Origin of the sequence: Amycolatopsis sp. cmx-4-54, from assembly GCF_046548895.1 — a bacterium.
In the GTDB taxonomy this organism is placed as follows: domain Bacteria; phylum Actinomycetota; class Actinomycetes; order Mycobacteriales; family Pseudonocardiaceae; genus Amycolatopsis.
In genome coordinates, this window is the sequence record NZ_JAEBEJ010000009.1 from 58348 (window position 1) to 79932 (window position 21585).

At 65.5% G+C, this 21585-nt stretch carries 23 protein-coding genes and 3 pseudogenes; 13 read left to right on the plus strand and 13 right to left on the minus strand.

Annotation, left to right across the window (positions count from 1 at the left end; genetic code table 11):
* Window positions 1–51 precede the first annotated feature (51 nt).
* Window positions 52–1263: an acyltransferase family protein gene (locus ACLJQ7_RS27440; RefSeq protein WP_410651040.1), complete on the minus strand. Its 1212-nt coding sequence runs from the start codon at window positions 1261–1263 to the stop codon at window positions 52–54.
* A 107-nt stretch (window positions 1264–1370) separates the two neighbouring features.
* Between ACLJQ7_RS27440 and ACLJQ7_RS27445 the strand changes: the two genes are divergently transcribed.
* Together ACLJQ7_RS27445 and ACLJQ7_RS27450 are read left to right on the plus strand one after the other, a co-directional pair.
* Window positions 1371–2048, plus strand: coding sequence for an MBL fold metallo-hydrolase (locus tag ACLJQ7_RS27445; protein WP_410651041.1), 678 nt, complete (start codon window positions 1371–1373; stop codon window positions 2046–2048).
* 56 nt (window positions 2049–2104) lie between these two features.
* Window positions 2105–3091, plus strand: coding sequence for a hypothetical protein (locus ACLJQ7_RS27450; protein ID WP_410651042.1), 987 nt, complete (start codon window positions 2105–2107; stop codon window positions 3089–3091).
* Between the two features lie 44 nt (window positions 3092–3135).
* Here ACLJQ7_RS27450 and ACLJQ7_RS27455 read toward each other — a convergent pair whose 3' ends face one another.
* From ACLJQ7_RS27455 to ACLJQ7_RS27465, 3 genes are read right to left on the minus strand one after another with little or no spacing between them, the layout of a single operon-like run.
* On the minus strand, window positions 3136–3288 hold the full coding sequence (locus ACLJQ7_RS27455) for a hypothetical protein (RefSeq protein ID WP_410651043.1): 153 nt from the start codon (window positions 3286–3288) through the stop codon (window positions 3136–3138).
* Between the two features lie 28 nt (window positions 3289–3316).
* Window positions 3317–3466, minus strand: coding sequence for a hypothetical protein (locus ACLJQ7_RS27460; protein ID WP_410651044.1), 150 nt, complete (start codon window positions 3464–3466; stop codon window positions 3317–3319).
* A 53-nt stretch (window positions 3467–3519) separates the two neighbouring features.
* Window positions 3520–4164: a TetR/AcrR family transcriptional regulator gene (locus ACLJQ7_RS27465; protein ID WP_410651045.1), complete on the minus strand. Its 645-nt coding sequence runs from the start codon at window positions 4162–4164 to the stop codon at window positions 3520–3522.
* A 145-nt stretch (window positions 4165–4309) separates the two neighbouring features.
* Between ACLJQ7_RS27465 and ACLJQ7_RS27470 the strand changes: the two genes are divergently transcribed.
* Together ACLJQ7_RS27470 and ACLJQ7_RS27475 are read left to right on the plus strand one after the other, a co-directional pair.
* A complete protein-coding gene (locus ACLJQ7_RS27470; protein WP_410651046.1) occupies window positions 4310–5089 on the plus strand; it encodes a glucose 1-dehydrogenase in 780 nt (259 codons plus the stop codon).
* 47 nt (window positions 5090–5136) lie between these two features.
* Window positions 5137–5562: a nitroreductase/quinone reductase family protein gene (locus ACLJQ7_RS27475; RefSeq protein WP_410651047.1), complete on the plus strand. Its 426-nt coding sequence runs from the start codon at window positions 5137–5139 to the stop codon at window positions 5560–5562.
* 220 nt (window positions 5563–5782) lie between these two features.
* Here the strand turns inward: ACLJQ7_RS27475 and ACLJQ7_RS27480 are convergent, their stop codons facing one another.
* On the minus strand, window positions 5783–6163 hold the full coding sequence (locus ACLJQ7_RS27480; protein WP_410651345.1) for a type II toxin-antitoxin system VapC family toxin: 381 nt from the start codon (window positions 6161–6163) through the stop codon (window positions 5783–5785).
* Between the two features lie 16 nt (window positions 6164–6179).
* Window positions 6180–6458 carry a type II toxin-antitoxin system Phd/YefM family antitoxin gene (locus ACLJQ7_RS27485; protein ID WP_410651048.1) on the minus strand — a complete coding sequence of 93 codons (279 nt, stop codon included), beginning with the start codon at window positions 6456–6458 and terminating at the stop codon, window positions 6180–6182.
* A gap of 64 nt (window positions 6459–6522) precedes the next feature.
* Here ACLJQ7_RS27485 and ACLJQ7_RS27490 point away from each other — a divergent pair.
* Both ACLJQ7_RS27490 and ACLJQ7_RS27495 read left to right on the plus strand, forming a co-directional pair.
* A pseudogene (locus tag ACLJQ7_RS27490) lies at window positions 6523–6714 on the plus strand (MBL fold metallo-hydrolase); the annotation flags it as partial.
* A gap of 45 nt (window positions 6715–6759) precedes the next feature.
* Window positions 6760–7083 (plus strand): beta family protein, encoded by a 324-nt coding sequence (locus tag ACLJQ7_RS27495; protein WP_410651049.1) that lies wholly within the window; start codon window positions 6760–6762, stop codon window positions 7081–7083.
* Between the two features lie 341 nt (window positions 7084–7424).
* Here the strand turns inward: ACLJQ7_RS27495 and ACLJQ7_RS27500 are convergent, their stop codons facing one another.
* From ACLJQ7_RS27500 to ACLJQ7_RS27520, 5 genes are all read right to left on the minus strand, one after another.
* Window positions 7425–8585 (minus strand): TnsA endonuclease N-terminal domain-containing protein, encoded by a 1161-nt coding sequence (locus ACLJQ7_RS27500; protein WP_410651050.1) that lies wholly within the window; start codon window positions 8583–8585, stop codon window positions 7425–7427.
* A gap of 166 nt (window positions 8586–8751) precedes the next feature.
* Window positions 8752–9141: a hypothetical protein gene (locus ACLJQ7_RS27505; RefSeq protein WP_410651051.1), complete on the minus strand. Its 390-nt coding sequence runs from the start codon at window positions 9139–9141 to the stop codon at window positions 8752–8754.
* Between the two features lie 35 nt (window positions 9142–9176).
* Complete coding sequence (locus ACLJQ7_RS27510; protein WP_410651052.1) at window positions 9177–9746, minus strand: hypothetical protein; 570 nt, start codon at window positions 9744–9746, stop codon at window positions 9177–9179.
* Between the two features lie 167 nt (window positions 9747–9913).
* Window positions 9914–10519 carry a GNAT family N-acetyltransferase gene (locus ACLJQ7_RS27515; protein ID WP_410651053.1) on the minus strand — a complete coding sequence of 202 codons (606 nt, stop codon included), beginning with the start codon at window positions 10517–10519 and terminating at the stop codon, window positions 9914–9916.
* Window positions 10520–10821: 302 nt separating this feature from the next.
* Window positions 10822–11994: a hypothetical protein gene (locus ACLJQ7_RS27520; RefSeq protein WP_410651054.1), complete on the minus strand. Its 1173-nt coding sequence runs from the start codon at window positions 11992–11994 to the stop codon at window positions 10822–10824.
* A 397-nt stretch (window positions 11995–12391) separates the two neighbouring features.
* Between ACLJQ7_RS27520 and ACLJQ7_RS27525 the strand changes: the two are divergent.
* The 7 genes and pseudogenes from ACLJQ7_RS27525 (at window position 12392) to ACLJQ7_RS27555 (ending at window position 20341) form a co-directional block, all read left to right on the plus strand.
* Window positions 12392–13166: pseudogene (locus tag ACLJQ7_RS27525) on the plus strand (DUF6734 family protein).
* 187 nt (window positions 13167–13353) lie between these two features.
* A pseudogene (locus ACLJQ7_RS27530) lies at window positions 13354–13802 on the plus strand (hypothetical protein).
* A gap of 190 nt (window positions 13803–13992) precedes the next feature.
* Window positions 13993–14712, plus strand: coding sequence for a hypothetical protein (locus ACLJQ7_RS27535; RefSeq protein WP_410651055.1), 720 nt, complete (start codon window positions 13993–13995; stop codon window positions 14710–14712).
* Between the two features lie 36 nt (window positions 14713–14748).
* Window positions 14749–15435, plus strand: a complete 687-nt coding sequence (locus ACLJQ7_RS27540; protein ID WP_378442225.1) for a hypothetical protein — start codon at window positions 14749–14751, stop codon at window positions 15433–15435.
* Window positions 15436–15592: 157 nt separating this feature from the next.
* Complete coding sequence (locus ACLJQ7_RS27545) at window positions 15593–18499, plus strand: alpha-L-fucosidase (protein ID WP_410651056.1); 2907 nt, start codon at window positions 15593–15595, stop codon at window positions 18497–18499.
* 46 nt (window positions 18500–18545) lie between these two features.
* Window positions 18546–19349: a MerR family transcriptional regulator gene (locus ACLJQ7_RS27550; protein ID WP_410651057.1), complete on the plus strand. Its 804-nt coding sequence runs from the start codon at window positions 18546–18548 to the stop codon at window positions 19347–19349.
* Complete coding sequence (locus ACLJQ7_RS27555) at window positions 19346–20341, plus strand: BtrH N-terminal domain-containing protein (RefSeq protein ID WP_410651058.1); 996 nt, start codon at window positions 19346–19348, stop codon at window positions 20339–20341. The genes ACLJQ7_RS27550 and ACLJQ7_RS27555 overlap by 4 nt, the downstream gene beginning before the upstream one ends.
* On the opposite strand, the gene ACLJQ7_RS27560 is transcribed toward ACLJQ7_RS27555, so the two are convergent.
* Both ACLJQ7_RS27560 and ACLJQ7_RS27565 read right to left on the minus strand, forming a co-directional pair.
* The gene (locus ACLJQ7_RS27560; protein ID WP_410651059.1) at window positions 20323–21120 is read right to left on the minus strand and encodes a DUF1684 domain-containing protein; all 798 of its coding nucleotides are present in this window, start codon (window positions 21118–21120) and stop codon (window positions 20323–20325) included. The two genes, ACLJQ7_RS27555 and ACLJQ7_RS27560, sit on opposite strands and share 19 nt — an antisense overlap.
* 82 nt (window positions 21121–21202) lie before the next feature.
* Window positions 21203–21499, minus strand: coding sequence for an antibiotic biosynthesis monooxygenase family protein (locus ACLJQ7_RS27565; RefSeq protein WP_410651060.1), 297 nt, complete (start codon window positions 21497–21499; stop codon window positions 21203–21205).
* Window positions 21500–21585 lie beyond the last annotated feature (86 nt).

Consider the following 21585-nt stretch of genomic DNA (forward strand, 5'->3'; position numbering starts at 1 on the left):
CAGCTGCGGTCGCCGTCCCGGTCGATAGCTGCACGGGCGGCCGCTTCCATGCTACGAGGCACCACCGACAGAAACTGGTTTCGAGTCTCTGACCTGCGGCTTTCCCGGCTTTTCGGGTCGATCCCGGCGAGCGGTGAGCCACCGGTGAACCGGCCGTTCCACGCCAGCGGTGATCGCCCAGCCCCCGAGTACGGCGGCGGCCAGCACGATGGGGAGCCGCAGCCAGCCAGGGACGCCGACGTTCAGCAGGGCACGGGCCAGGATGTAACCGAGTTCCTGGTGCACCAGATAAAGACCATACGAGATGCCCGCGAGCCAGGTGACAGCCGGGGCGATCCGGGACAGCAAGGGGAACCGCCAGTCCGGTCCGCGCGCGGCCAGGCACACCAGCAGCAGCATGATCGCGAACCCGATGGCCGACGGCCAGCGCTCGGGATCGTTCGGCAGGGCCTGGTGGAACGGGAAGACCTGCAGGTCCTGCGCGGCGCAGGCGGCGAGCAGGAACAACGCGAGGTGCCAGTGCGCGAGACGTCGTTTCGCCCACAGCCAGATGGCGATCCCGATGGCGAAGACGTGCACGCGATGCAGCCCGAGGCCGTAGTAGAAGGTCTCCACGAGCTTCGGCGTGGAAACCGGGTCGAACACGACGAACCGGAGGAACAGCGGAACCAGGATCAGCGCCCAGAGCAGGCCGACGGTGAGCCGGTGGGTGCGCCACCGGCGCGGCCACAGCAGGGCGGCGGCGGTGAAGGCGACGAGCTGGACCGGCAGCGTCCAGTAGGCGCCGTCGAGGTAGTAGAAGAGCTCGTACCGCCAGCCCCATTCCTGGACCATGCCCAGGTTGGCGAGCAGATCGGCGCCGGTGGGGACGTACCAGGGCGACGGATCGGACGGCGGGCCCTGCGGAACGCCGAACAGGAATCCGGACAGACCGGGCGGGAACGGCAAGCCGCTGAACCGGATCGTCGCGTACCGGGCGACGACATAGGTGACGGCCACCGCCACCAGGTACGCGGGCACCAGTCGCGCGACCCGGTTCCACAGCCACCGCCCGGGCCGCCCCTTGCGCAGGCTCGCGCACACGAAGAAGGCGGAAATCACCAGAAGGATGGCTGCGCCGAACTGAGCGGTCACCCGGAAGGGGTACCCCACCAGTTCGGGATGCAGAAGCGCCCCCTGATGGGTGACATGCCCGAGCATGACCGCGAAGACGGCGACCACGCGAAGGACGTCCCAGCTGATCTTGCGCGAGGCGTCGGGCACGAGCGTCCTGTGGTTCGGCTGGCGGGGCGACGCGAGCCTACGTCGCGCACCTGTGCGTCGCCTGTGCGGGTAGAACCGACTGCAGGCGAACGACTACCGTGTGCGGTGTGAACATCGTCGAGACCTACACCGGGCACGTCGACCCCGGCGGCGACGCCGCCCGTCGCACCCTGGACGCGCTCACCATCACGAAGCTTTCGGTCGGCCCGATGGACAACAACGCGTATCTCCTCGTCTGCCGCGCCGAGAACGAAGCGCTGCTGATCGACGCCGCGAACGACCCCGAGCGGATCTCCGACCTCATCGGCCACGGCCCCGACCGGCCCGCGCTGAAGACCGTCGTGACCACCCACCAGCACCAGGACCACTGGCAGGCCCTCGGCGCCGTCGCCGGCGCGAACGGCGCGAACACCGCCGCCCACCCGCTGGACGCCGAGCCGCTGCCGATCCCGCCGGACTTCCTCGTCGAACACGGCGACACGGTGAAGGTCGGGCAGGTCACCCTCGAGGTGATCCACCTGCGCGGCCACACCCCCGGCTCCATCGCGCTGCTGTACCGCGACCCGAAAGGACACCCGCACCTGTTCACCGGCGACTCGCTGTTCCCGGGTGGGGTAGGAAAGACTGGGTCGCCCTCGGATTTCGAGTCGCTGATCGACGATGTCGAGACGCGGATCTTCGGCGAACTGCCGGATGAGACGTGGTTCTACCCCGGCCACGGGGACGACTCCACGTTAGGCGAACAGCGTCCGCACGTCGCCGAGTGGCGCGAACGCGGCTGGTGACCCCGTGCCGTTCCCGCACGAGCGCAACAGTTTCTGGCTGACCAAGGGCTGAGTAGATGAGCGAGGAGAAGCAGGAGTCTGGCGACATCACGGAGCACCCGGGGTGGTTCGGGTCGGGTTACGGCAGCAGCGGTACCGGCTCCATGATCCTGGGCATCCATGCAGACTGGCCGGCCTATCCCTGCGCACCAGGTGGAAATCATGGGTTATTCGACCTGGCGCAGTTTCCTGCAGGCACCCGCTTCTTTCCGATCGACGACATCGACCGCTGCGTGCTCTTCAGCGCTTACAACTACGACCCAAAGAAGCCTGAGCGCGCTAAGGAGCCAATGTCACCTGACGCGTTCCAGGTAGCGATCTGGCATGAAGACTTGATGCCTCTCCAGGAGCAAGGTCTGATCAGCGGGATTACGCCGATCAGCAGTCGAGAGTTCGAGATTCGCCGACGAGCCGAATGGGGATGGCCCAAGAGGCAGCTCTTTATGGAACAGAAGGACGGCACCAGGACAAGAGTGATTCTTCCGCCGCTGCCGCCTGCACCAGATGAAGACGAATTCTGGGCCGGAGCTTACAGTTATCCCGCCTTCGACGATGACCAGGATGGCACTGAGGGTGCCATCACGATCACGCCAGTCGGCTGGAAGGTAGTCACCCAGCAACTCGCCGAGCAGCTGGAGCTCCCTGACAGCTTGCCCGATCTGAAGAAACTCCTGGACAACGAGTTGTACGACCACGCTGTCCGGGAAGTCAGCATTGCCATCGAAGAGGAACTGAGGCTTGCCGTCGGCAATGACGACGACTTCGGACAGCGGCTTGTTGACAAGTTCATCAAGCACCTGGATTCAGAGCTGTTCGCCTACAACACCATCCTCCGGATCTATCGACTACGGCTCCGCACTTTTTTCAAGTTTACCCGGAACCTGCACGCTCATCGCAAAATCACTCTCGCATCTTCCAACGCGCTTGCTCTGACGACCCATGCACTGGAACTACTGAGTGACATTCAGCAGTTCCGTGAGGAGAAGAACGCCGCCACCACCTGACGTTCGGCGAAGCGGCACGACCAAACAATCAGATACGCACGAGTTCAGACAGCGACGACCTCGACCATGTTGCCCAACCCTTTGCAGTCATCGGCGTTGCGGGTATAGAGCGGCAGAGCTCGCGACGACGCGATGGCGGCGATCATCAGATCCATTCGCCGGGGCTTCGGATCCCGGTTCGCCGCGAGAACCAGCACGACCAGCGTTCCACACCGGGCAGCGGCATCACCGTCGAACGGAAGCGGGCGAAGTCGACGATCGCAGCACCGAGTTCTCGGTGCGCGCCGCGCGGACCGCGGCATCCTTCGCCATCGCTACCCCGCCGCCGAGACTCCGGTCGGCCGTGCTGCTGCCAGGCTCGTCGAGGCGGGTCAACAGATGGACACTCCTCCTTTGGTGGCGGTGAGACTTGGTCGCGGCGGCGGGACTCAGTCGTTGGGGGACGCCCCTGGTCCAGTCGCGGCGTACCGGGCGGCGATGGTGCGAACGGCCTCGTCGACTACCTGAGCGACGCGTTCGGCACTCACCTCCCAGTCCGGCACAAGGAGTGTCGGCCAGAAGACGTAGTTGGAGATCATGCCCAGGAACTGGGTGGCTGCGAGGTCCACGTCCTCGATCCGCACCGTTCCCGCCTCGTGCTCGGCCAGGAGGTAGCCGCGTACGGACTCGAAGTAGGGCATCTTCCCGTGCGAGAACTGCGCGTGGGCCAGCTCGGGGAACCGCGGCAGCTCGGCGATGACGATCCTGAACAGGTCGGTCATCTGGGCACGGCCCAGCAGCTCGGCGTAACGGCGACCGATGATGCTGAGCCCGTCGACGACGTTGCCTGCCGGCGGAGGATTCTCCTCGTCAGCGGTCGACCAGGACTCGGTCACGATGGCGTCGAACAGGACAGCCTTGCTCGGAAACTGCTTGAACAAGGTGGCCCGCGAAACGCCCGAGCGCTCTGCGATCCGCGCCAGCGACGTCCGGTCGTAGCCCAACTCGAGGAACAGTGCGGTCGCGGCCGTCACGATCAACGCGCGCTTCTCCTGGGCGACGCGCTGGTGATACGTCGGTACGACTCTGCTCATGGGCCGAGAATACGAGGTGAGTGGCTTGACTCGCCACTGCCGCCGACCTAGTGTCGAAGCAGTGGTGAGTCAATCGGCTCACCACCGGCCGACCATTCATCGCCGATGATCCCGGTCGGTCACTCACGTACCGAAGGAACATCTGATGCCCCGCTTCGACAACCAGACCGTCCTCGTGACCGGTGGGACCGGCGGCCAGGGCTCGAGCCACGTGCGCGCCTTTCACGCGGAGGGAGCGAACGTGGTGATCGGCGACATCGACGCGGAACGCGGCGCCGCTCTCGCCGCCGAGCTCGGGACCCGCGCTCGCTTCGCCCGCCTCGACGTCACCGACGAGAGCTCGTGGTCCGCCGCTGTGCTGACCGCCGAGAGCGCCTTCGGCGCCCTGAACGTGCTCGTCAACAACGCGGGCGTGCAGAACCCGCCTGCAACAATCGAAAACACGGAGCAGGCCATGTGGTCGCGCATCCTCGACATCAACCTCACCGGGACCTTCCTCGGCATCAAGGTCGCCGCCCCCGCTCTTCGCCGCGCGACAGGGGGAGCCATCGTCAACATCGCCTCGACAATGGGCCTGGGCGGCACGGGGAACTACGCGCCGTACGTCGCCAGCAAGTGGGCCGTGCGAGGTCTCACCCAAACGGCTGCACTCGAACTCGGCCGTGACCACATCCGGGTGAACACCATCCACCCCGGCGTGATCGCGACCCCCTTCATCCAAGAACCAGCGGCCGGTGCCACCGCGGCAATCGCCGACTTCTACTCACCCGAGCCGTTCGCCATCCCCCGGCTCGGGGAGCCGGCCGACGTCACCCGGCTTCTCCTGTTCCTCACGTCATCGGACGCGTCGTTCATCACGGGGTCGGAGTACGTCATCGACGGTGGACTCCTCCTCGGCCCCGCCCTTCAGACCGAGGCCGCATGAGCACTCCAGACACGACCGGATGGAACGACTCCGCACAGGACGTGTCTTTGTCGCACCTGCCCGATCACTTCCGGCGAGCCATCGAGATCACCCCCGCCGCGGGCACCAGAGAACGGATCATCGACATCACGACACTGGGGCGTCGCACCGGCCGGCCACGTCGCATCGAGATCTTCTTCTACCGAGCCTCGGGCACCACCTACCTGTGCAGCGGCGCCGGCGGTGCCGCGACCGACTGGCATGCGAACCTTCTCGCCGATCCCACCTTCACCTTCCACCTCAAGAACGGGATCCGTGCGGATCTGCCCGCACGGGCCACGCCGGTCACCGACCCAGCTGAACGTCAGACCGTGCTGGCGGAGATCGTGGCTGATCTCAATCAGCCCCACGACCCCGGCACCATCCGGCCGACTCGGCTCGAAGACTGGGCTGACAGCCGGCTGATGCGCATCAGCTTCCGCCAACGGCCGTGATCGCGGAGCCCTCGACAGATGACCCGGCAGAGATGTCGAGGGCTCCCAAGGGAAAGCCTCCTGCACGTTCATCTTGAAAGACCTCCACGTGCCCGATGCCACCGTCGGCGACCGCTCAGAGGTGTTCGTCCACCCGATCTGACAACCTTCTGCCACCTCGACGCGATCGGGCCCGACCGTTGGCCAAACAATCAGATCAGCAAGCAGGAACGCACCTTGCTCAGATACCGATGACGTCGACCATGCTGCCCAGGCATTTAAAGTCGTCTTCATTCCGGGTATACAGCGGCAGCTCTCGCGAAGACGCGATGGCGGCGATCATCAGATCCATTCGCCGAGGTCTCGGATCCCGGTTCGCCGCGAGAACCAGCGCGACCAACGTTCCATAACGGGCAGCGGCATCACCGTCGAACGGAAGCGGGGCGAAATCGACGATCGCAGCACCGAGTTTCTCGGTGCGCGCCGCGCGGACCGCGACATCCTTCGCCATCGCCACCCCTTGATGGAGCTCAGCCATGGTGACAGCGGTGAGCTCCGGAATCTTCGGCAGGGCGGCAGGGTCGAGTAGGCCGAGATCGATGTAAGTGCAGGTGTCGAGCACACCCGTCTCGTGATGCTCAGCCACGACCGTGCTCCCACACGTCACCAGAATCGATACGATCCTCGGTACCGAAGAACTCGTCAGCTTCTTGCCGCATCTGGCCTGCCTCGACCCTGGGCAATCCTCGATGACGCTGGACCAGCTCCTCGGCGGTCAGGCGGCGCCTGCGAGGTAGCGGCCGCAACTCGGCGACTTCGACACCGTTGCGAGTGACATGGTAGATCTCGCCGGCCTCGACGGCGTCCATAACGGCAGCGGAGTTGTTGCGAAACTCGCGCTGGGTGATCACCTTCATGAGACGAGTGTAGCCAGGTGTAGCTCCTAGAGCTACACCTGGCTACATTGTTGACCGCTGACGCGATACGCTGTTCCCGGGCGGCGTCGGCAAGACCGGTTCGCCGGAGGACTTCAAGTCGCTGCTGGACGATGTCGAGACGCGGATCTTCGGGGAACTGCCGGACGAGACGTGGTTCTACCCGGGACACGGGGAAGACTCGACTCTTGGTGAGCAGCGGGCGCACGTGGCCGAGTGGCGCGAACGCGGCTGGTGAGCCGAACGTGTTGCATGCAGCCTGAAGCGACTCGGTGATTACGGCGTGACACATCCAAAGCCGCCACAGTCCAACGGAAACGCGCGGACCCCTTCCCCGTACCTCTGCTATACGGTGCCGCAAAAAACAGTGATCTTGCGCCGCAAGAAGGAAAAAGAAGACGTGGTTGCCGAGTTGTTCGCCGATCTAGCCGAGGAGCTGATAGAGAGAGACGACTTCGCCGGACCCGACTACTCGTGGGGCGACCGCGAGTTGACGCGGTGCCGGCGTACTGGCGGGCAAACCGCTGGGTCGGTGCCTCGATGGGTTGCCATGGCCACATCGCATCACCTCGAACACGTGTCACGCAGAACCGCAACCGATCTCTGACTTGGTGTACCACTAGTCGTGACGCCCACAGCAGCGGGCAGTACCCTCGTCCACCAGGCCGTACGTCGCACGCGATAGAAATTGACCACCTAGGCGCCGCTGTACCCCTCCGGCGCGGAAAACGAAATCGCCCGAGAACTGAGTCATATCGAGACGCCGCTCTCCGAGCAGCCACTGGACAAGGTTTGGTCCTACCAATTCCGCCAAAGCGTGCTGAGTTGCGCAAGTGAGGGGCTAGGCCTTCACCACCTTTGGTTGAGCAGCTCGATCACTTCGGGCGGCCTTGAGTGCCGCTCGTGCAGCCGATGTACCGGATCACCGAGCATGGGCCATTGTGTCGCTCAACTCGAATCGACGCACAACTCCAAGCGATACGCGGGGTCCGTGGTCAGCCGCCATTTCTCACGGAGCGCAAGAACAGCGACGTCGATGCTGTCGAAGTCTGCACTCGCCCGCAGCGCGTTAAGCTGTCGCCAGTTCAAGGCTCCTTCTGACAACGCACTCTTCATCAGAGCGGAGACATCTGCGGGCACGTCACGCTGCATGAACTGCCGCAACGTCCGCGTCCCGTCCGTACCCACGAATCCCCACCCGCGTCGGGCACAGTATTCACGGGCGGCTTCGGCCTTCGCCTGGTTGATCCAGCTGGCCATGTCAGGCAAACCTTTGACCTCCACCAGGACACATCGCCCGTCACCGAGCCACACCAGCAGGTCCGGATAGTACGTGCGTGCCACGCCGTCGAGCTCGTAGTCGATGGTCAGCGGCTGCTCACAGAACCACTCGACCTGTGTGGCGTAGCTCAGCGTGCGGACCACATGCATTTCAGTGGCCGACTCGCACGCGACCTCGCGGCCAAGCTTGGCTGATTTCCACGCGATAGCTCGTTTCGGATTCACCTCTCGACGTGGTGCGAAGGCCGACCGGTCCGGCGCGGGGCTCACCGGCACATCCGGCCACTCGACATCAGCGAGTACAGCCGCCCAGCGTTCGGTGGCTCGCCCGACGAAACCGGCCTCCTTGGCCTGCACGGCGAGCTTCTCTCGCACCGAGGCGAGCGCACCACCCACCTCGGACGGCAAACCACCCAGATCCCGCTGGAGATGAAGACCTGCAAGTACGGCGATCAGTTCGCCGACCATGCGAAGTTCGGCTCCGGGAAACACCACTGTGGAGATCGTGAACAGACATTCCGCATGCCCTTTACCGGCCGCTGCGGCCTCGGCGACCAGACGTGCGAAGGCGTCGTGGACGTGATCGCTTTTTCGTCGAGCCCGCCCCCGCAAGCGCTGCAAAGCCTTACGCTGGAGCTGCGATATCGTCGACGAGGTCACTCCGCGCTGGTCGCCGATGGTCTGCTGTGCCTGAGGTTCTTCTCCGTACAAGCCCAGCCTGCGGGCGACGACGTCGGAGTGGCTCACAGACGCGATCTCCCCGACCGCGGTCGCGACGAGTTCCCGGATACCGAGGACACAATCCTGGTCTCGCGCCTCGACACCCACCCAGCTGACACTCGACAAAGCCAATCCCCCAAGTCAAACCGAACCGTCGTTCTCTGATTCACACAATATCCAGGTTTTGCCACGTGCCACGGTGGCTCGATCGAGACCTTGCCAGCGGGTAACCTCCTCAGCTCGATTCGAAGTCGAGCATTCTGCCGTGAGAGTCCTACTCAGCGGATTGGCTCAGCTGCCGAGCGACGGCTACGCCGATCTCCTCGGGAGAGCCGTGCGCCTTGACGATCTCCACGCCGACGGTTTCGGCCATGGCCCCGATCCGCTCGGACACGGCCATGTTGGTCACGAGGACAGGTTGCACCTGCTGAGCGTCACCGCCGTGCTGAAGCCGGCTGGCCGCCATGCTCTCGACCTGGGCGATCTGACTGAAATGAGTAGCACCCTGTCCCGATTTGACCTCTATGAGATACGCACGTCCGGCCGGATCTTCGACCACCAGATCAGGACCGGCGACACCTTGCTCACCTCGCTCTTCCGCGACCACCCAGTTCTTCTCCCCGAGGGATACCGCGATCTCATGTGCGATGGCGTCTTCTGACATGGTTCCCTCTCCCGATCGATACCCCGCATGTATGGCTAGTTCCATCGGATCGCCCCCCGGAGGGCGTCGGCCACGGCCAAGAGCATCGCGACGAGCCCTACAGCGGCGCCGACCAACGCACCTCCGACCGCACCGATCGGCTGACTGAACACCACTAGGCTGACCATGAAGTACACCAACGCGAAGAACGCGCCCGATACCGAAAGCAGGGTGTCCCGGCGTTTGAACTCACTGATCAGCCCCGTTCTGCCGTGCAGGAGTTCAGGATTTGAATCGCCGTCGAGCAGGCGGGCATCGGACAACACCGGAGAAGAGCCCTCGAACGCACGTTTCACAGCTCGCCAAACCGACTCGGCCGCCGAGAAAATGTTGCCGTTGATCGCCTCGACATTGATCTGAAGCTCATCATTGCTGCTGTTATAACAGATAATCCGATAATCGGGATGCTCATGAGCGAACGATACGACGCTCTCCCATTTTCGAGATTTGAAGATGGGGCTGCGCTTCAGCGCTTCACGATCATCATGTCCGAACTTTCCGACGAGGGCGCGGTGAACGTGATCATCGTCAGTCATCTTGTGGCTCACTCGAATCTCGGCACGCATATTTCCCCCGTTCTCTCCACGGCCTTTCGTCTACTAGCTGGTCGAGGGGTGCACCCGACTTGTTACGTCATCGACTGCAACAAGATGGACAAGGTCGGAAACGGAACGAATCAGTTGCGACGCTGTTCGGGAAATGCGGCTGTCCTCGCCGGTCGACCGCGGGTTTGTCAGCGGCGCGGTTCGCGCCGGAAGGCCCATGTCCTCGGACCGCCGTCCGGCAACTCGACCTCGGCGGTCACCTCGAACCCGAGCTTGCGGTAGAACGGGACATTCGCGGGCTCGGAGGTCTCCAGGAACGCCGGCACACCGGCGGCATCTGCGGCCACGAGTCCGGGCTCGACAATCGCGCGGCCAAGCCCCTTGCCCTGGTGCGCAGGATGAACTCCGACCGTGGCGAGAAACCACACCGGCTCGGCGGGACGGTGCGGGGCCAATGCCTCCTCCGCGGATGCCGCAGCGGAGGCCCGATCCCCCGCAAGCGCGGGCATCATCCGAGCCAGTTCGGCGAAGGCCGCCTCGACGCCGCTCGACTCCGGGGTTGTCCAGACAGCGGCCGCGACAACACCCTCCGGACCATCCGCCACCCACACTCGGCCGCATGGGAGACCGATACGGTCGACGAAAAGCCGCTGGAGATCCCGCACCCGGCGGACGTGGTCGTCAGCCGCGACGGTGTGCCTGGTCCACGCGTAATCCGCGAATGCCGCGGCCAGCACATCCGCGGCACTGTCGATGTCGCCGGGCTCCCCCGGCCGGATCCGATTGTCGATCATCCGAACCGATGCTACCGACGGGTCCGGCCATCGCAACCTACTTCCCGACACAGAGGCCCATCAGGGAAAGTCACCCGTGACCCTACCGCGAACGACTCTTCACCTCAGACACGGCCCGTGATCATCGGTCACCCTCAGTACTTATAGGTTTCGTCGCGTCCACACCACACCCACACACCCCGCGGAGGGTTCGATGACGATTCACGGCGACGACGGCAAGGGCAGCGGCGGCGGTAACACCGGCAATTAGACGCCGGAGACCGAGGCGGGCCACATCGAGCTCGGATGTGGCTCCGCTTTGATCACCGTTGTGGCCAGCGAAAGGCGATGCCGTACTCCTCTCGTGGGTGACAAGGCTCCAGAAAGGTGTGTTCGACGACGCCCCGCTGGATCTCGAGCAGTCGTCGATCACCGGCGGGCGGGCGGACAAGGCGCTCGTAGTCGGTCTGTTCCGCATACCACCAGCAGGCTTCCGGGACGCAGTCGTCGAACGTGATGCTGATGCTCAACCCTCCGGTCACCCTGCCGTCACCGTCGACCACACCCGGCGCGATTCCGTGATGGTCGATGTCGACGTTGATCCAAAGCCGCTCCTCGTCGAGGTCGTCGTCGCACGCGAGCGAAATGAACTCGTGACGCTCGCCTTCGCGCAGTGGTTTCGGGAAGCGCAGATCCACCGCAATCGGATCCCCCGGTTGTGCCCCTGGCGAAGTCTCGACATGGCAACCGAAGATCGCCTTGACAGGGATCGCCGCCAGCTCGCCGGTCCACCCGGTGAGAGCTTGTGCCCGATAGCCGTTGACGCCACTCCCACGGGCGACGACGTTTCGTACCGTCAACCGGCGGTACGCCGTTCTGTGCCGCATCTCCACCGCTACCAAGAGACGCTCCAGGAACACGGGCTGAGCCCCGTCCGAAGGGGCCCGGCGAACCGACGTCCGGGGCTCCGAGAACGACGCACGGGCGATCTCCACGTAAGGCCGCCAGGCTTCTCCTTCGATGGTTTCCAGATTCCTTGCCAGGCAAGGGGCGAGCTTGTCCTTCACCGCCCGTCGCCAAGCCTTGTGCATCGGAGTCGTCGTGCTCGGCGACGGCTCTCCGAATACTCCGGGCAGATTCCTCAGCTGACGGAAACGGTCGTCGAGAGTCGACTTCCACTCCATGTCCCCCAGCCGAAAGGCAGCGGTCAAGGTGTTGCGGCGGCGGGATTCATTCGTCGAGCCGATCTTGTCGATCTCGTCGAGGATCAGGCCCCATACCGCGAGCGCCCGCATCTCCGGAGGCGCCGTGACCATCGATTCCGTCGGCCGGACCAGGCAGCCGAGCGCGGCGGCCGATTCGCTCGCAGGGTCTTCCATCGCGTAACGCAGATACCTGAGCGGCCGCCCGTCCTTGCGAACCGCGAGCCAGCGTAGAGCTGCTTCGACGGCGGCCACGGAACAGGAGACACGCTTCCTCTCCATCTGGATCGTCACGACAGCCTCCACGATTCGCGGCGATGATCGACAATTCGCGGCATGGCGGGACGACGGTCGATGCCCGGAGAGCCCACCCTCGACGACAACAAACTCCTCCTGACCGTCAAAGAACAGAACCGGCGACGGTCATCGCCGGTCGTCGCGCCCTACGGTGTACTAGTACACCACGAACGAAGGGTTCGACAATGAGCAAAGGCCCCTCCGGCGGAGATCATGCGGGAATCGTGAAACTGATCAAGACCTCCTTGGCAGGCGTGGGATGCCTCTATTTACTCACCGGTTCCTTCTTGGTGACGACTCTCGGCACGGCAACCGCGCTCAGCGTGCTCTATTTGAGCGGAATCCGTCGATGGCCGTCGTAACGTTCGATCACCCAGAGCCGAACCACAGCGCGATGCCGTACTACGGATACGACCCCGGCACCGCGGTCGCCATCGGCGGCCGGCTGCTCGCGCCCGGAATCCCCCGCCACAGCGGAGACGGCGAGATCGGCGAGCCCGGTTGGTGCCCTCCGCCGGTCCGCGTGGTCCATCCAGGTGACAGGGCCGAGCGACCGATCCGCCGGGTGGTCTGGTCGTTCTGGAGCGTCCCGTACCGGCGTCGGCACGGAAGACACTGGCCCAGCGACTTCTTCCACGCGTTGTCCTGGGTCCTGTCGTTCCGGCTCGCGTCCCGCCTCTTCCCCACGACCGCCTTGGTGACCGACGATTGGGGACACGAACTGCTCGTGGACCGATTGCGGCTGCCCTTCGGCAACATCTCCCTGACGTTGAACGCACTAACCGGGCGGGATCCGTCGTGGTGGGCGCTCGGGAAGTTGCATGCAGGTCGTCGCGCAGAATCCCGAGCACGCACCGGGTTCTGATGCCGGCTCCTACCGGCCGTCGGCCGTCGCCGCGACGATCCGGGGCATCGGCGGTTTTCTGCCGAGGGAATTCGGCGACTACACCGGGGAAGCCGCGCTGTGCACCGGGGTCGTCGGCGGCACCGCGATTTCCTTCCTGCGCCGCTACGCCGATCTCGCGATCCGCATGGTGGAGTCGACGGAGAATCGGACTGCCTGGCAACCGCTCGAGGACTACAACCTCGTTGTCGAGCAGTACCTTCTCGGCGCACTGTGCTGGGGCGGCAGCGCCACGGACGCAATGCGTCTTCGGCTCGCAGCATGACTGCTACCGGGACGACGACCGGAGATTCACCCATCTCATCGCTTCCGCGAAAAGTGATCTCCGATATATGGACTGGCTCGCGGAGCGGGTCAAAAACCGTTCTCCCGCCGACTTCGAGATCGTTCTACGAGAATTCGGAATCTGGGGCGTCTTTCGGAGAACCAACTCTCCGGCAGGAGGTCACGCCATGACCATCACCCTACGACGCGCATTCGCCGCCACCGCCTGATGCTGACCGGGACGATCGCCGCGGTCACCCCGGTTTCCGCCGCGGCACAACAGATCCCCACCATGACCGGAATCCGTACCGGCCAGAGCCCTGGCTTCGACCGGGTCGTGCTCGACCTGACCGCAGGCCCGGCTCCCGCCGTCCGGTACGACCTCGTCGACGAGTTGATCGCCGATGGCTCGGGCGAAATCATCTGGCTGGCCTCCGCGCACGACGACGCCGGGAATCCGACCTATCCCGGCCCACAGAAGTTCCGGACCCGGAATCTGCGCAACGTCATGGCGGTCGCGGTCTCCGGTGACTACGAAGGCACCTTGTCCATCGGTCTCGGCGTCCGTTCGAGGACACCGGTCACCGTGTTCACCCTGACTTCGCCGAACCGCGTCGTCATCGACGTCCGCCATTGATCACGAGCGGGAATCCGTGAAGGCTTTTCGACGGCCACCGGGCTTTCGGTGAGCAAAAGCCTTTTCGGATTCCCGCGGTGAAAATCACGTTCTGCCCCAAGGGGTGAATTTTCGGAAAATCAGGTATCTGCCGCCCGGGTTCGCGTTCCTTCCTTCCGTCAGCATCACCGCCGCTGCGAAGGAGAACCTCATGCCACGCAATCCCGACACCCCGTCCTTGGGCCCGGGTGGCGACAATCTCGAAGCGGGCCCGGGCAGTTCGGGCCTCGGAAGCTTCTCGAACAGCGAAATCGGCGAACTGGTCACCCAGGCCGCCGAAACCATGGCCGCGTCCGGCGAAGACGCCGAGCGGAACTACCAGCGGAGCCTCGACCGGCTTCGCGAACGCGCGGACGACGTGGTCCCCGCGCTCGGAGCACAGTACGACGCCTTGTCCGAGGAGCAGTACCTGGAGCGCTGGGGCCTGGTCCAGCTCCTCACCGATCTGAGGCACGCCGCCACCGTCTCGGTGCTGGAAAACGTGCTACGCCAGCCGATCCCGCCGGAACGTTCCGACGACCCCGCGCACGGGATCAGCACCGTCGGCGAAGAGGTGATCATCCGCACCACCGCCGTGGAAGCGTTGGCGCGCTTGGCCTCCGCCGGGGACAGTGCGGCCAAGGAGCTGCTGCTGCGGCAGGTCCGGCACGAAGTGTTCACGGTACGGCGAGCGGCGGTCCAGGCCATCGCCGAGACCGGCGACACCGACCTCACCGCGCGGGTGCGCGAGGAGCTGAGCGGCACCGAGGACGAGCGTCTGCTGAACATCCGGCGGGTCGACGTCCGCGGCGTTCCTCAGGCCGTCGGCGGCCGGCACGTGAAGGACTCACGGGCCGACGACGTACCGCCGCCCGAGCCCCCGCGCTCCTGAATCGAACCCATTCCTTCTACAGACAGGTGATCTCCGATGGCCACTTGCAGCTACACCGTGCCCGACAAGAACGTGACCGGGGACAATTTCTACGGCGCCTCGATCTGCAATCAGACCTACATCGACTATTTCTGGAACACCTACGGTTTCGCGGGCAACAAGGACTACTGGGACGACGGCTTCGGCTGGGAAGACGCGTGCAACACCGACAAGCCGCTGGCCCGGACGTTCAACGCGTGCTACCTGCTGACCTATTCGGCGCAGGACTACCAGAACGACGCCTATTCCGGGGCGATGCTGAACTGGGCGCGCCGGTACGTTCGCGACAACTGCGACGATCTCCGCTCGCTGTGCGGCGACGGCAGCGCCATCGCGCGCTCGTTCAGCGGGGCGTTCGTCGACGACCGGATCGAGGTGTACCTCGGTTTCTGGTACTCCAAGGACGTTCCCGGCCGCGCCGAGACGCTGATTCACGAATCGCGCCACCAGGGTGGGAAGCCGCACAACGCGAACTTCCCGGCGGGTTCGGTGTTCGGGGCAGGCAAGAGCGGCGCCGACTCCACCTGGGGATACGAGGGCGCCTGGATGTACGGCGCGCTCTACCTGTGGTGGTTCTACGCCCAGGGCGCCCGCACGACGTCGGCGCTGCGTGAACGAGCGCGCCAGCGCGGGAACCTCGTGATCGACAACGCCTTCGCGACCCATCCGGGCTTCAACATCTGAATCGCGACCGACAAGCCCTCTCGTACTGCAGACGAGAGGGCTTAGTCGCGAGATACCTCTGATGACTAAGCGCGTGTCCCGCTCATCGGGGCTTGACCACGAACATTTCTGCCGCAATCATCGGACCTCTCGGTAATCACGCCTGGGATGAGAGCGGATGGTCATGAGAGTTCGAGCGCATCGCACCGCCTGGCTCGCCGTAGTTCTCGCCCTGCTGGCGAGCCTGCTCACCACGACGGCCGCCAGCGCGGAGGTACACCATCCCCGGCAGAAATGGCTGCGCGAAGCCACCGCCGGCCTCTTCCTCCATTGGGGCATGTTCACCGCACCACGCCACACCGATTGCGCCGCTTGGGAACGCGCCGTCACCGACGGCGGCTGGAGCGCGGACTACTGGGTGGACGAGGCCCGCAAGCTGGGCGCCTCCTACATCGTGCTCGCCACCTTCCACAGCAGGCTGGGCTACGCGCGTCCGTGGCCGTCGGCGATCCCGGGCAGTTGCTCCACGCGCCGCGACCTCCTCGGCGAGCTCGTCAAGGCGGGCAACGCGAAGGGGGTCCGGACGATCCTCTACATGACCGACGATCCCCAGTGGCACAAGGAAACCGGTGTCGAATCGCTGGATTCCGCCGCGTACTCCGCCTACAAGGGCAAACAGGTCGACCTGACCACCCGCCCGGGCTTCGGCGAGTACAGCTACGACCTCTTCCACGAGGTCATGGATCGCTACGCGGACCTCGCCGGGTTCTGGATCGACAACGACAACGACTACTGGGAGAAGAACCGGCTCTACGAACAGATCCGCGAGAAACGGCCGTCCTGGTTGCTGAGCAACAACAACGAGGACACCCCGATCATGGACACCGTCAGCAACGAACAGAAGACCGGCATCACCCCGCCGTACGACTATCCGCAGGCCGCTTTCACCCCGATGCCCAGGCTCACCGAGGCCGACTACAAACTGCCGACCAACGGCGCCTGGTGGTACGACGGCACCGATCAGGCCGTCGACTTCCGGCTGTCCACCGGGCGCTACATCGCCAACGCGGGTTCGTCGATGAAGTCACTGATGGCCGAGACCCCGATGGTGAACGGGAAGTTCCCGCCACAACAGGAGGCGTACAACAACTTCATGGCGAGCTGGGTGCCGCCGATCAAGTCCTCCCTGCAGGGCAAAGAGGGCGGCGGGTACATGTACGGCGGCATGCAGCCGGGGTTCTGGAACGACGGCGCGCACGGCGTCATCACCGTCGAGCCCGGTGCCGGAACACAGTATCTCCACGTGGTCACGCGGCCACGCACCGACCTGCTGCGGTTGCGCGACAACGGATACAAGGTGACCAGAGTGTCCGACCTGCGGACGGGGAAGCCGCTGCGCTTCAGCCAATCCGGCGGCTATCTGACCATTGTGGACATCAAGGACTGGGACACCTACGACACGGTGTTCAAGGTGGAAACGGCCGGGCAACGGTACTTCCACGACTCCCGCACGATCAAGGCGACCGCTTCGTCCTCACGCGCCGGGCGTCCGGCGTCGAACCTGGTCGACGGGAACTTCGAGAACTACTGGGACGCCGATGGCCGGCAACCGGTCTCGCTGACCTTGGACCTCGGCAGGCGGCGGCCGGCCACCTACCTCGCGGTGAATCAGCGCGAGATGTCGCCGACGCACGCGCGCGAGTCGTTCGGCAGGCCGGAGGACTCGTCGCGGATCAAGGACTATCGCGTCTACGTCAGCGACGACGGGCGGAACTGGGGCGAACCGGTCCGCACCGGCGCGATGCCGAGCGCCCGCGGTGTGCAGTTCATCGACTTCGGCGAGCGGCAGACCAGGTTCGTGAAACTCGAGGTGATGAATACCTGGTCCGGACCGCAGGCGAAGCCCTTCCACAAGCAGTTGGCGATCGACGAGATCAAGGTGGCGTACGGCTACCCGAATTCAGCGCTGGGCGCGCGGGTTCCGCTGGAGGCGGAGTCCTTTCGCAACGACCACGACGGCCGTGCCCGGCTCGGCCATTGCTCGTCCTGCTCCGGGTCGTTCCAGGTCACCGGGCTCGGTGGCGGCCCGCGCAACTCGGTCACCTATCCGGACGTGACGGCCGCTGAAGCCGGAAGCCACCGGCTTCAGCTCGACACGATGGGCGGTCCCGCGACGTCGGTGACGGTGAGCGTCAACGGCGGTACCCCCATCGAGACCACTATCGATGCCGGAACGCCCGGAGTCGTGACTTCGACGGCGATCCCCGTCGAGCTGAACGCCGGCGCCAACACCGTCAAGGTGTTCAGCAACGCGTCCACGGGGCCGGGCCTCGACCGGATCGCGATCGCTCCCCTGCCACCATCGTCCTACACGCCGAAAACGACACTGACCGTCGAGCCGGGCGGCGTCCAATGGCTCGCGCCGGGACGGCAGTCCCTTCAAGTGACCGCGAAGCTGCGGCTCGACGCCGACGACACGATCAAGCAGGTCAGCCTCGCACCCGTCGTCCCGGCGGGCTGGACCTTGCAGGGTGCTCCGGCCACGGCGACGTCGATGCGGGTCGGGAACGAGCTCGAAGCCTCCTGGACCCTGGTCTCCCCCGAAGGTGTCACCGCGGCCGACATCCCGGTCACCGGGTCGTTCGACCTGCTCGGCCGGGCGAAAACGGTGAGCAAACCGGTCCGGGTGAGCCCGCGACCGGCGGACCGCGTCTTCATGCGGGAGGCCGAAGACTCGGCGAACGACGTCGGCGAAGCGGGCGTCACGAACTGCGGGGTGTGCTCGGGCGGGCAGAAGGTCCGCAACATCGGCGGCGACCCGGCCTCGTTCGTGCGGTTCGACGCCGTCACCGTGCCCGAGACCAGGCGTTACACCCTCCACATCGACTTCACCGTCAACGGGCCGCGCTCGTACTTCGTCACGGTCAACGGTGGCACGCCGATCGAGGTGAAGGTCGACGGCTCCGGCAACAACACCCAGCTCACGACGTCGTTGCCGGTCGAGCTGAAGGCGGGGGCGAACACGATCAAACTGCACAACGACCACGCGTCCGCCCCGGATCTCGATCGGCTGTCACTGGGGTGAGGTACCGGCTTGACCCTCTCCCCGGGAGAGGGTTCAGGCTGGTCCCATGACGACCTTGATGCCGATCGGCGTGTTCGCGCACGCCACGAGGCTGTCGGTCCGCGCGCTGCGGAACTACGACCGGATCGGGCTGCTGGTCCCCGCCGGCGTCGACTCCGGCACCGGGTACCGCCGGTATTCGCTCGAACAGTTCGCCCGCGCGGGCCTGATCCGGCGGCTGCGGGAGCTGGAGGTGCCGCTGGCGGAGATCGCCGGGATCCTGGACGCGGGCGACCCGGACGAGGTGAGGGCCGCGATCAAACGGCATCACGACCGCGTGGCGACACGGGCCGCGGAACTCGCGGCGATCACGGACGGACTCGACTCCGTGCTCGCCGAACCGACGCGGTGGCTGCACGTCTACGAACGCGTGCGCGCACCGCGGCCGATCGCCCGCCTGTCGCTCCGGACGCCGCTGAGCGGGCTGGCCGAGCTGATCGGCCCGGCGTACGCCCGGCTGTTCGCGGCGCTCGGCGCGCAAGGGGTCACGCCGTCCGGACCGCCCGGGACCCGTTATCTCACCGACGATCCCGACGAGCTGACCGTCGAACTGTTCGTCCCGGTCGACGGGCCGGTGCGGGAAGACGGGAAGATCGCCTCCGCCGAGCTTCCCGGCGGGCTGCTCGTGGCGACGATCCACGAGGGTGGCTACGAAGACGTCGAGACCGCGTACCGATCACTCGGCCGCTGGATCGCCGAACGCGACCGCCTCCCGGCGGGACCCGCCGAAGAGTTGTACCTGGTGGCGCCCGGGCCGGGGGTCGCACCCGAGGCCTACCGCACCGAAATCGCCTGGCCGGTGCCCTCGTGATCGTCGACGGAATCGCGACCGCGGGCGGCGAGCACTGCGAGACCAGCACCCTCGACGTCCTCCTGCGGCACGCCGGAATCGAGCTGTCCGAGCCGATGCTGTTCGGGCTCGGCGAAGGTCTGGGCTTCATCTACTGGGACGGGAAGAACCTGCCGTTCCCGTTCCTCGGAGGCCGCAGCAAGCCCGTCGAGATCACGCGGAAGCTGACCGACCGGCTCGGATTGACCTTGCGGGTCAAGGAAACGACGTCGGCGCGCACGGCATGGCGGAACGTGGCCGGGGAGATCGACGCCGGTGTGCCGGTCGGCCTGCAACTCGACTCGTACCATCTGGAGTACTTCACCTCGAAAGTCCACTTCGGAGGGCACTTCGCCGCCTTGTACGGCTACGACGCCAAGACCGCGTTCCTCGTCGATACGGCACAGCAGGGCGGGGCCGTATCGACCTCACTGGAGAGCCTGGAACGCGCCCGCGGCGAGAAGGGCCCAATGACCGCGAAGAACCGCTCGTTCACCATCGGTGTGGACACACCTCTCGTTCCGCTCGCCGACGCCATCCGCACGGCCGTCCGGGCCAACGCGGCGGAGTTCCTGAACCCGCCCATCGCGAATCTCGGCTATCGCGGGATCGGCAAAGCCGCCGTGCAGGTGCGGAAATGGCTGGAACGCAGCAGTGATCCGGCGCGCGACCTTCCGCAGGCCGCCGTCCTGATGGAACGGGCAGGCACCGGCGGCGCGCTCTTCCGCCGGCTCTACCGCGACTTCCTCGAAGAAAGCACGGCCCTCGTCGACGACGCCGGTCTTCGCACCGCATATGAGAAATACCGCGGAATTACTCCACTGTGGACAGAGGTCGCGGGATTGCTCACCCGGGCGGGGGAAACCGGCGACGCCGAGGACCTGAACGACGCGTCCGCCATCCTGTTCGAACTGGCCCAGCGCGAACAGGAGGCGATGACGGCGCTCGCGACCGTTCAGCGTGGGCGCTCGTAGGGCAACTTCTCCCCCGCTTCCACCGCGAACGGCAGGTCGTTGCCGGCCGGCGGCAACGGACACGTGGCGAAATCGGTGAACGCGCACGGCAGATTCGTCGCGCGGGTGAAATCGAGGACGACCGCTCCGTCCTCAGCGGGAGGCGGGACCGCGAGCGACCGGTTCGCCGCGTAGGTGGTGACGCCGCTCGTGGCATCGGTGAAGAGGATGAGCAGGCCGTCCTTTTTGCCGTTGAAGGCGGTGAGCGTGTGCTCCACGCCGTCGTACTCGAACCGCACGATACCCGGCGAGACGTAGACGTGACTGAGTCCTTCGACGACCGCTCCGACCGTGGTCGGCCGCGGCTCGTCGAAGGGCTCGAAAGTCCCGGACAGCACCCAGGCCACGTCGGGCTCGTATGCCGGGACCCCGCGGAAAGCGTTCAGCACCGGCGCCTTCGGGTCGTGCGTCCGGATCAGGTACCCGCCGCGGCGCGCCACCTCGATTTCGATGTCGCCGGCGACGACCCTCGTGGTCGCACCGCTGTTGATCAGCTCGAAGCGGCGGACTTCGGTGACCCGCTCGCCGTCGTGCGAGAGATCGGCGCCCTGAGGGTCGAGGTACGCCGCGTCGGCGTCCTGCCACCACAGGCCGGGAAGCCCCTCGTACGCGCGCGGCTTGTCTTCGAGCCACTCGAGCGAGACCAGCGCGAGCCAGCCGAGCGGATCGGCGAGATCGCGCTCGCGATGGGTCTTCCAGCCCTGCCAGTCCCGCGTGAACGTGTCCAGGCTTGTGCTCATCGCCGATCCCTTCCGTGACCTTTGCTCGTTCCCCCAGGTCAACGGGACGACGGCGAGGATATTTCCTGTCCCGGCATGTGGGCTATGCCCGGTAGTCCTCGGTGGTGCCCTCTTCGGCGGAGATCAATTCGGCGATGGGCGCGAAGAACGCCTTGATCCCCGGCAGGTTGGCCCCCTTCTCCCGCGACGCGGCGAAGTCCTCCGAGGAGCGCCACCACACGACGTCGAGCCAGGTCTCGTCGTCGACCCGGATCAGCTGGGCGTCGAGGAACCCTTCCCGGTCGGCGCGGAACTCGGCGAGCATCGCGGGCCGGGCCTGGAGCAGTTCGTCCGCGCGGTCGGCCGGGACCTTGAAGCGGGTCAGTTCCACTGTCGTCATGGTGCCGATATTAGGCGACGACCTTTCGCGGGGACGGCGGTCGCCGATCTCAAGGAGTACAGGCAGTGCCGCAGCTGGCAGGCATA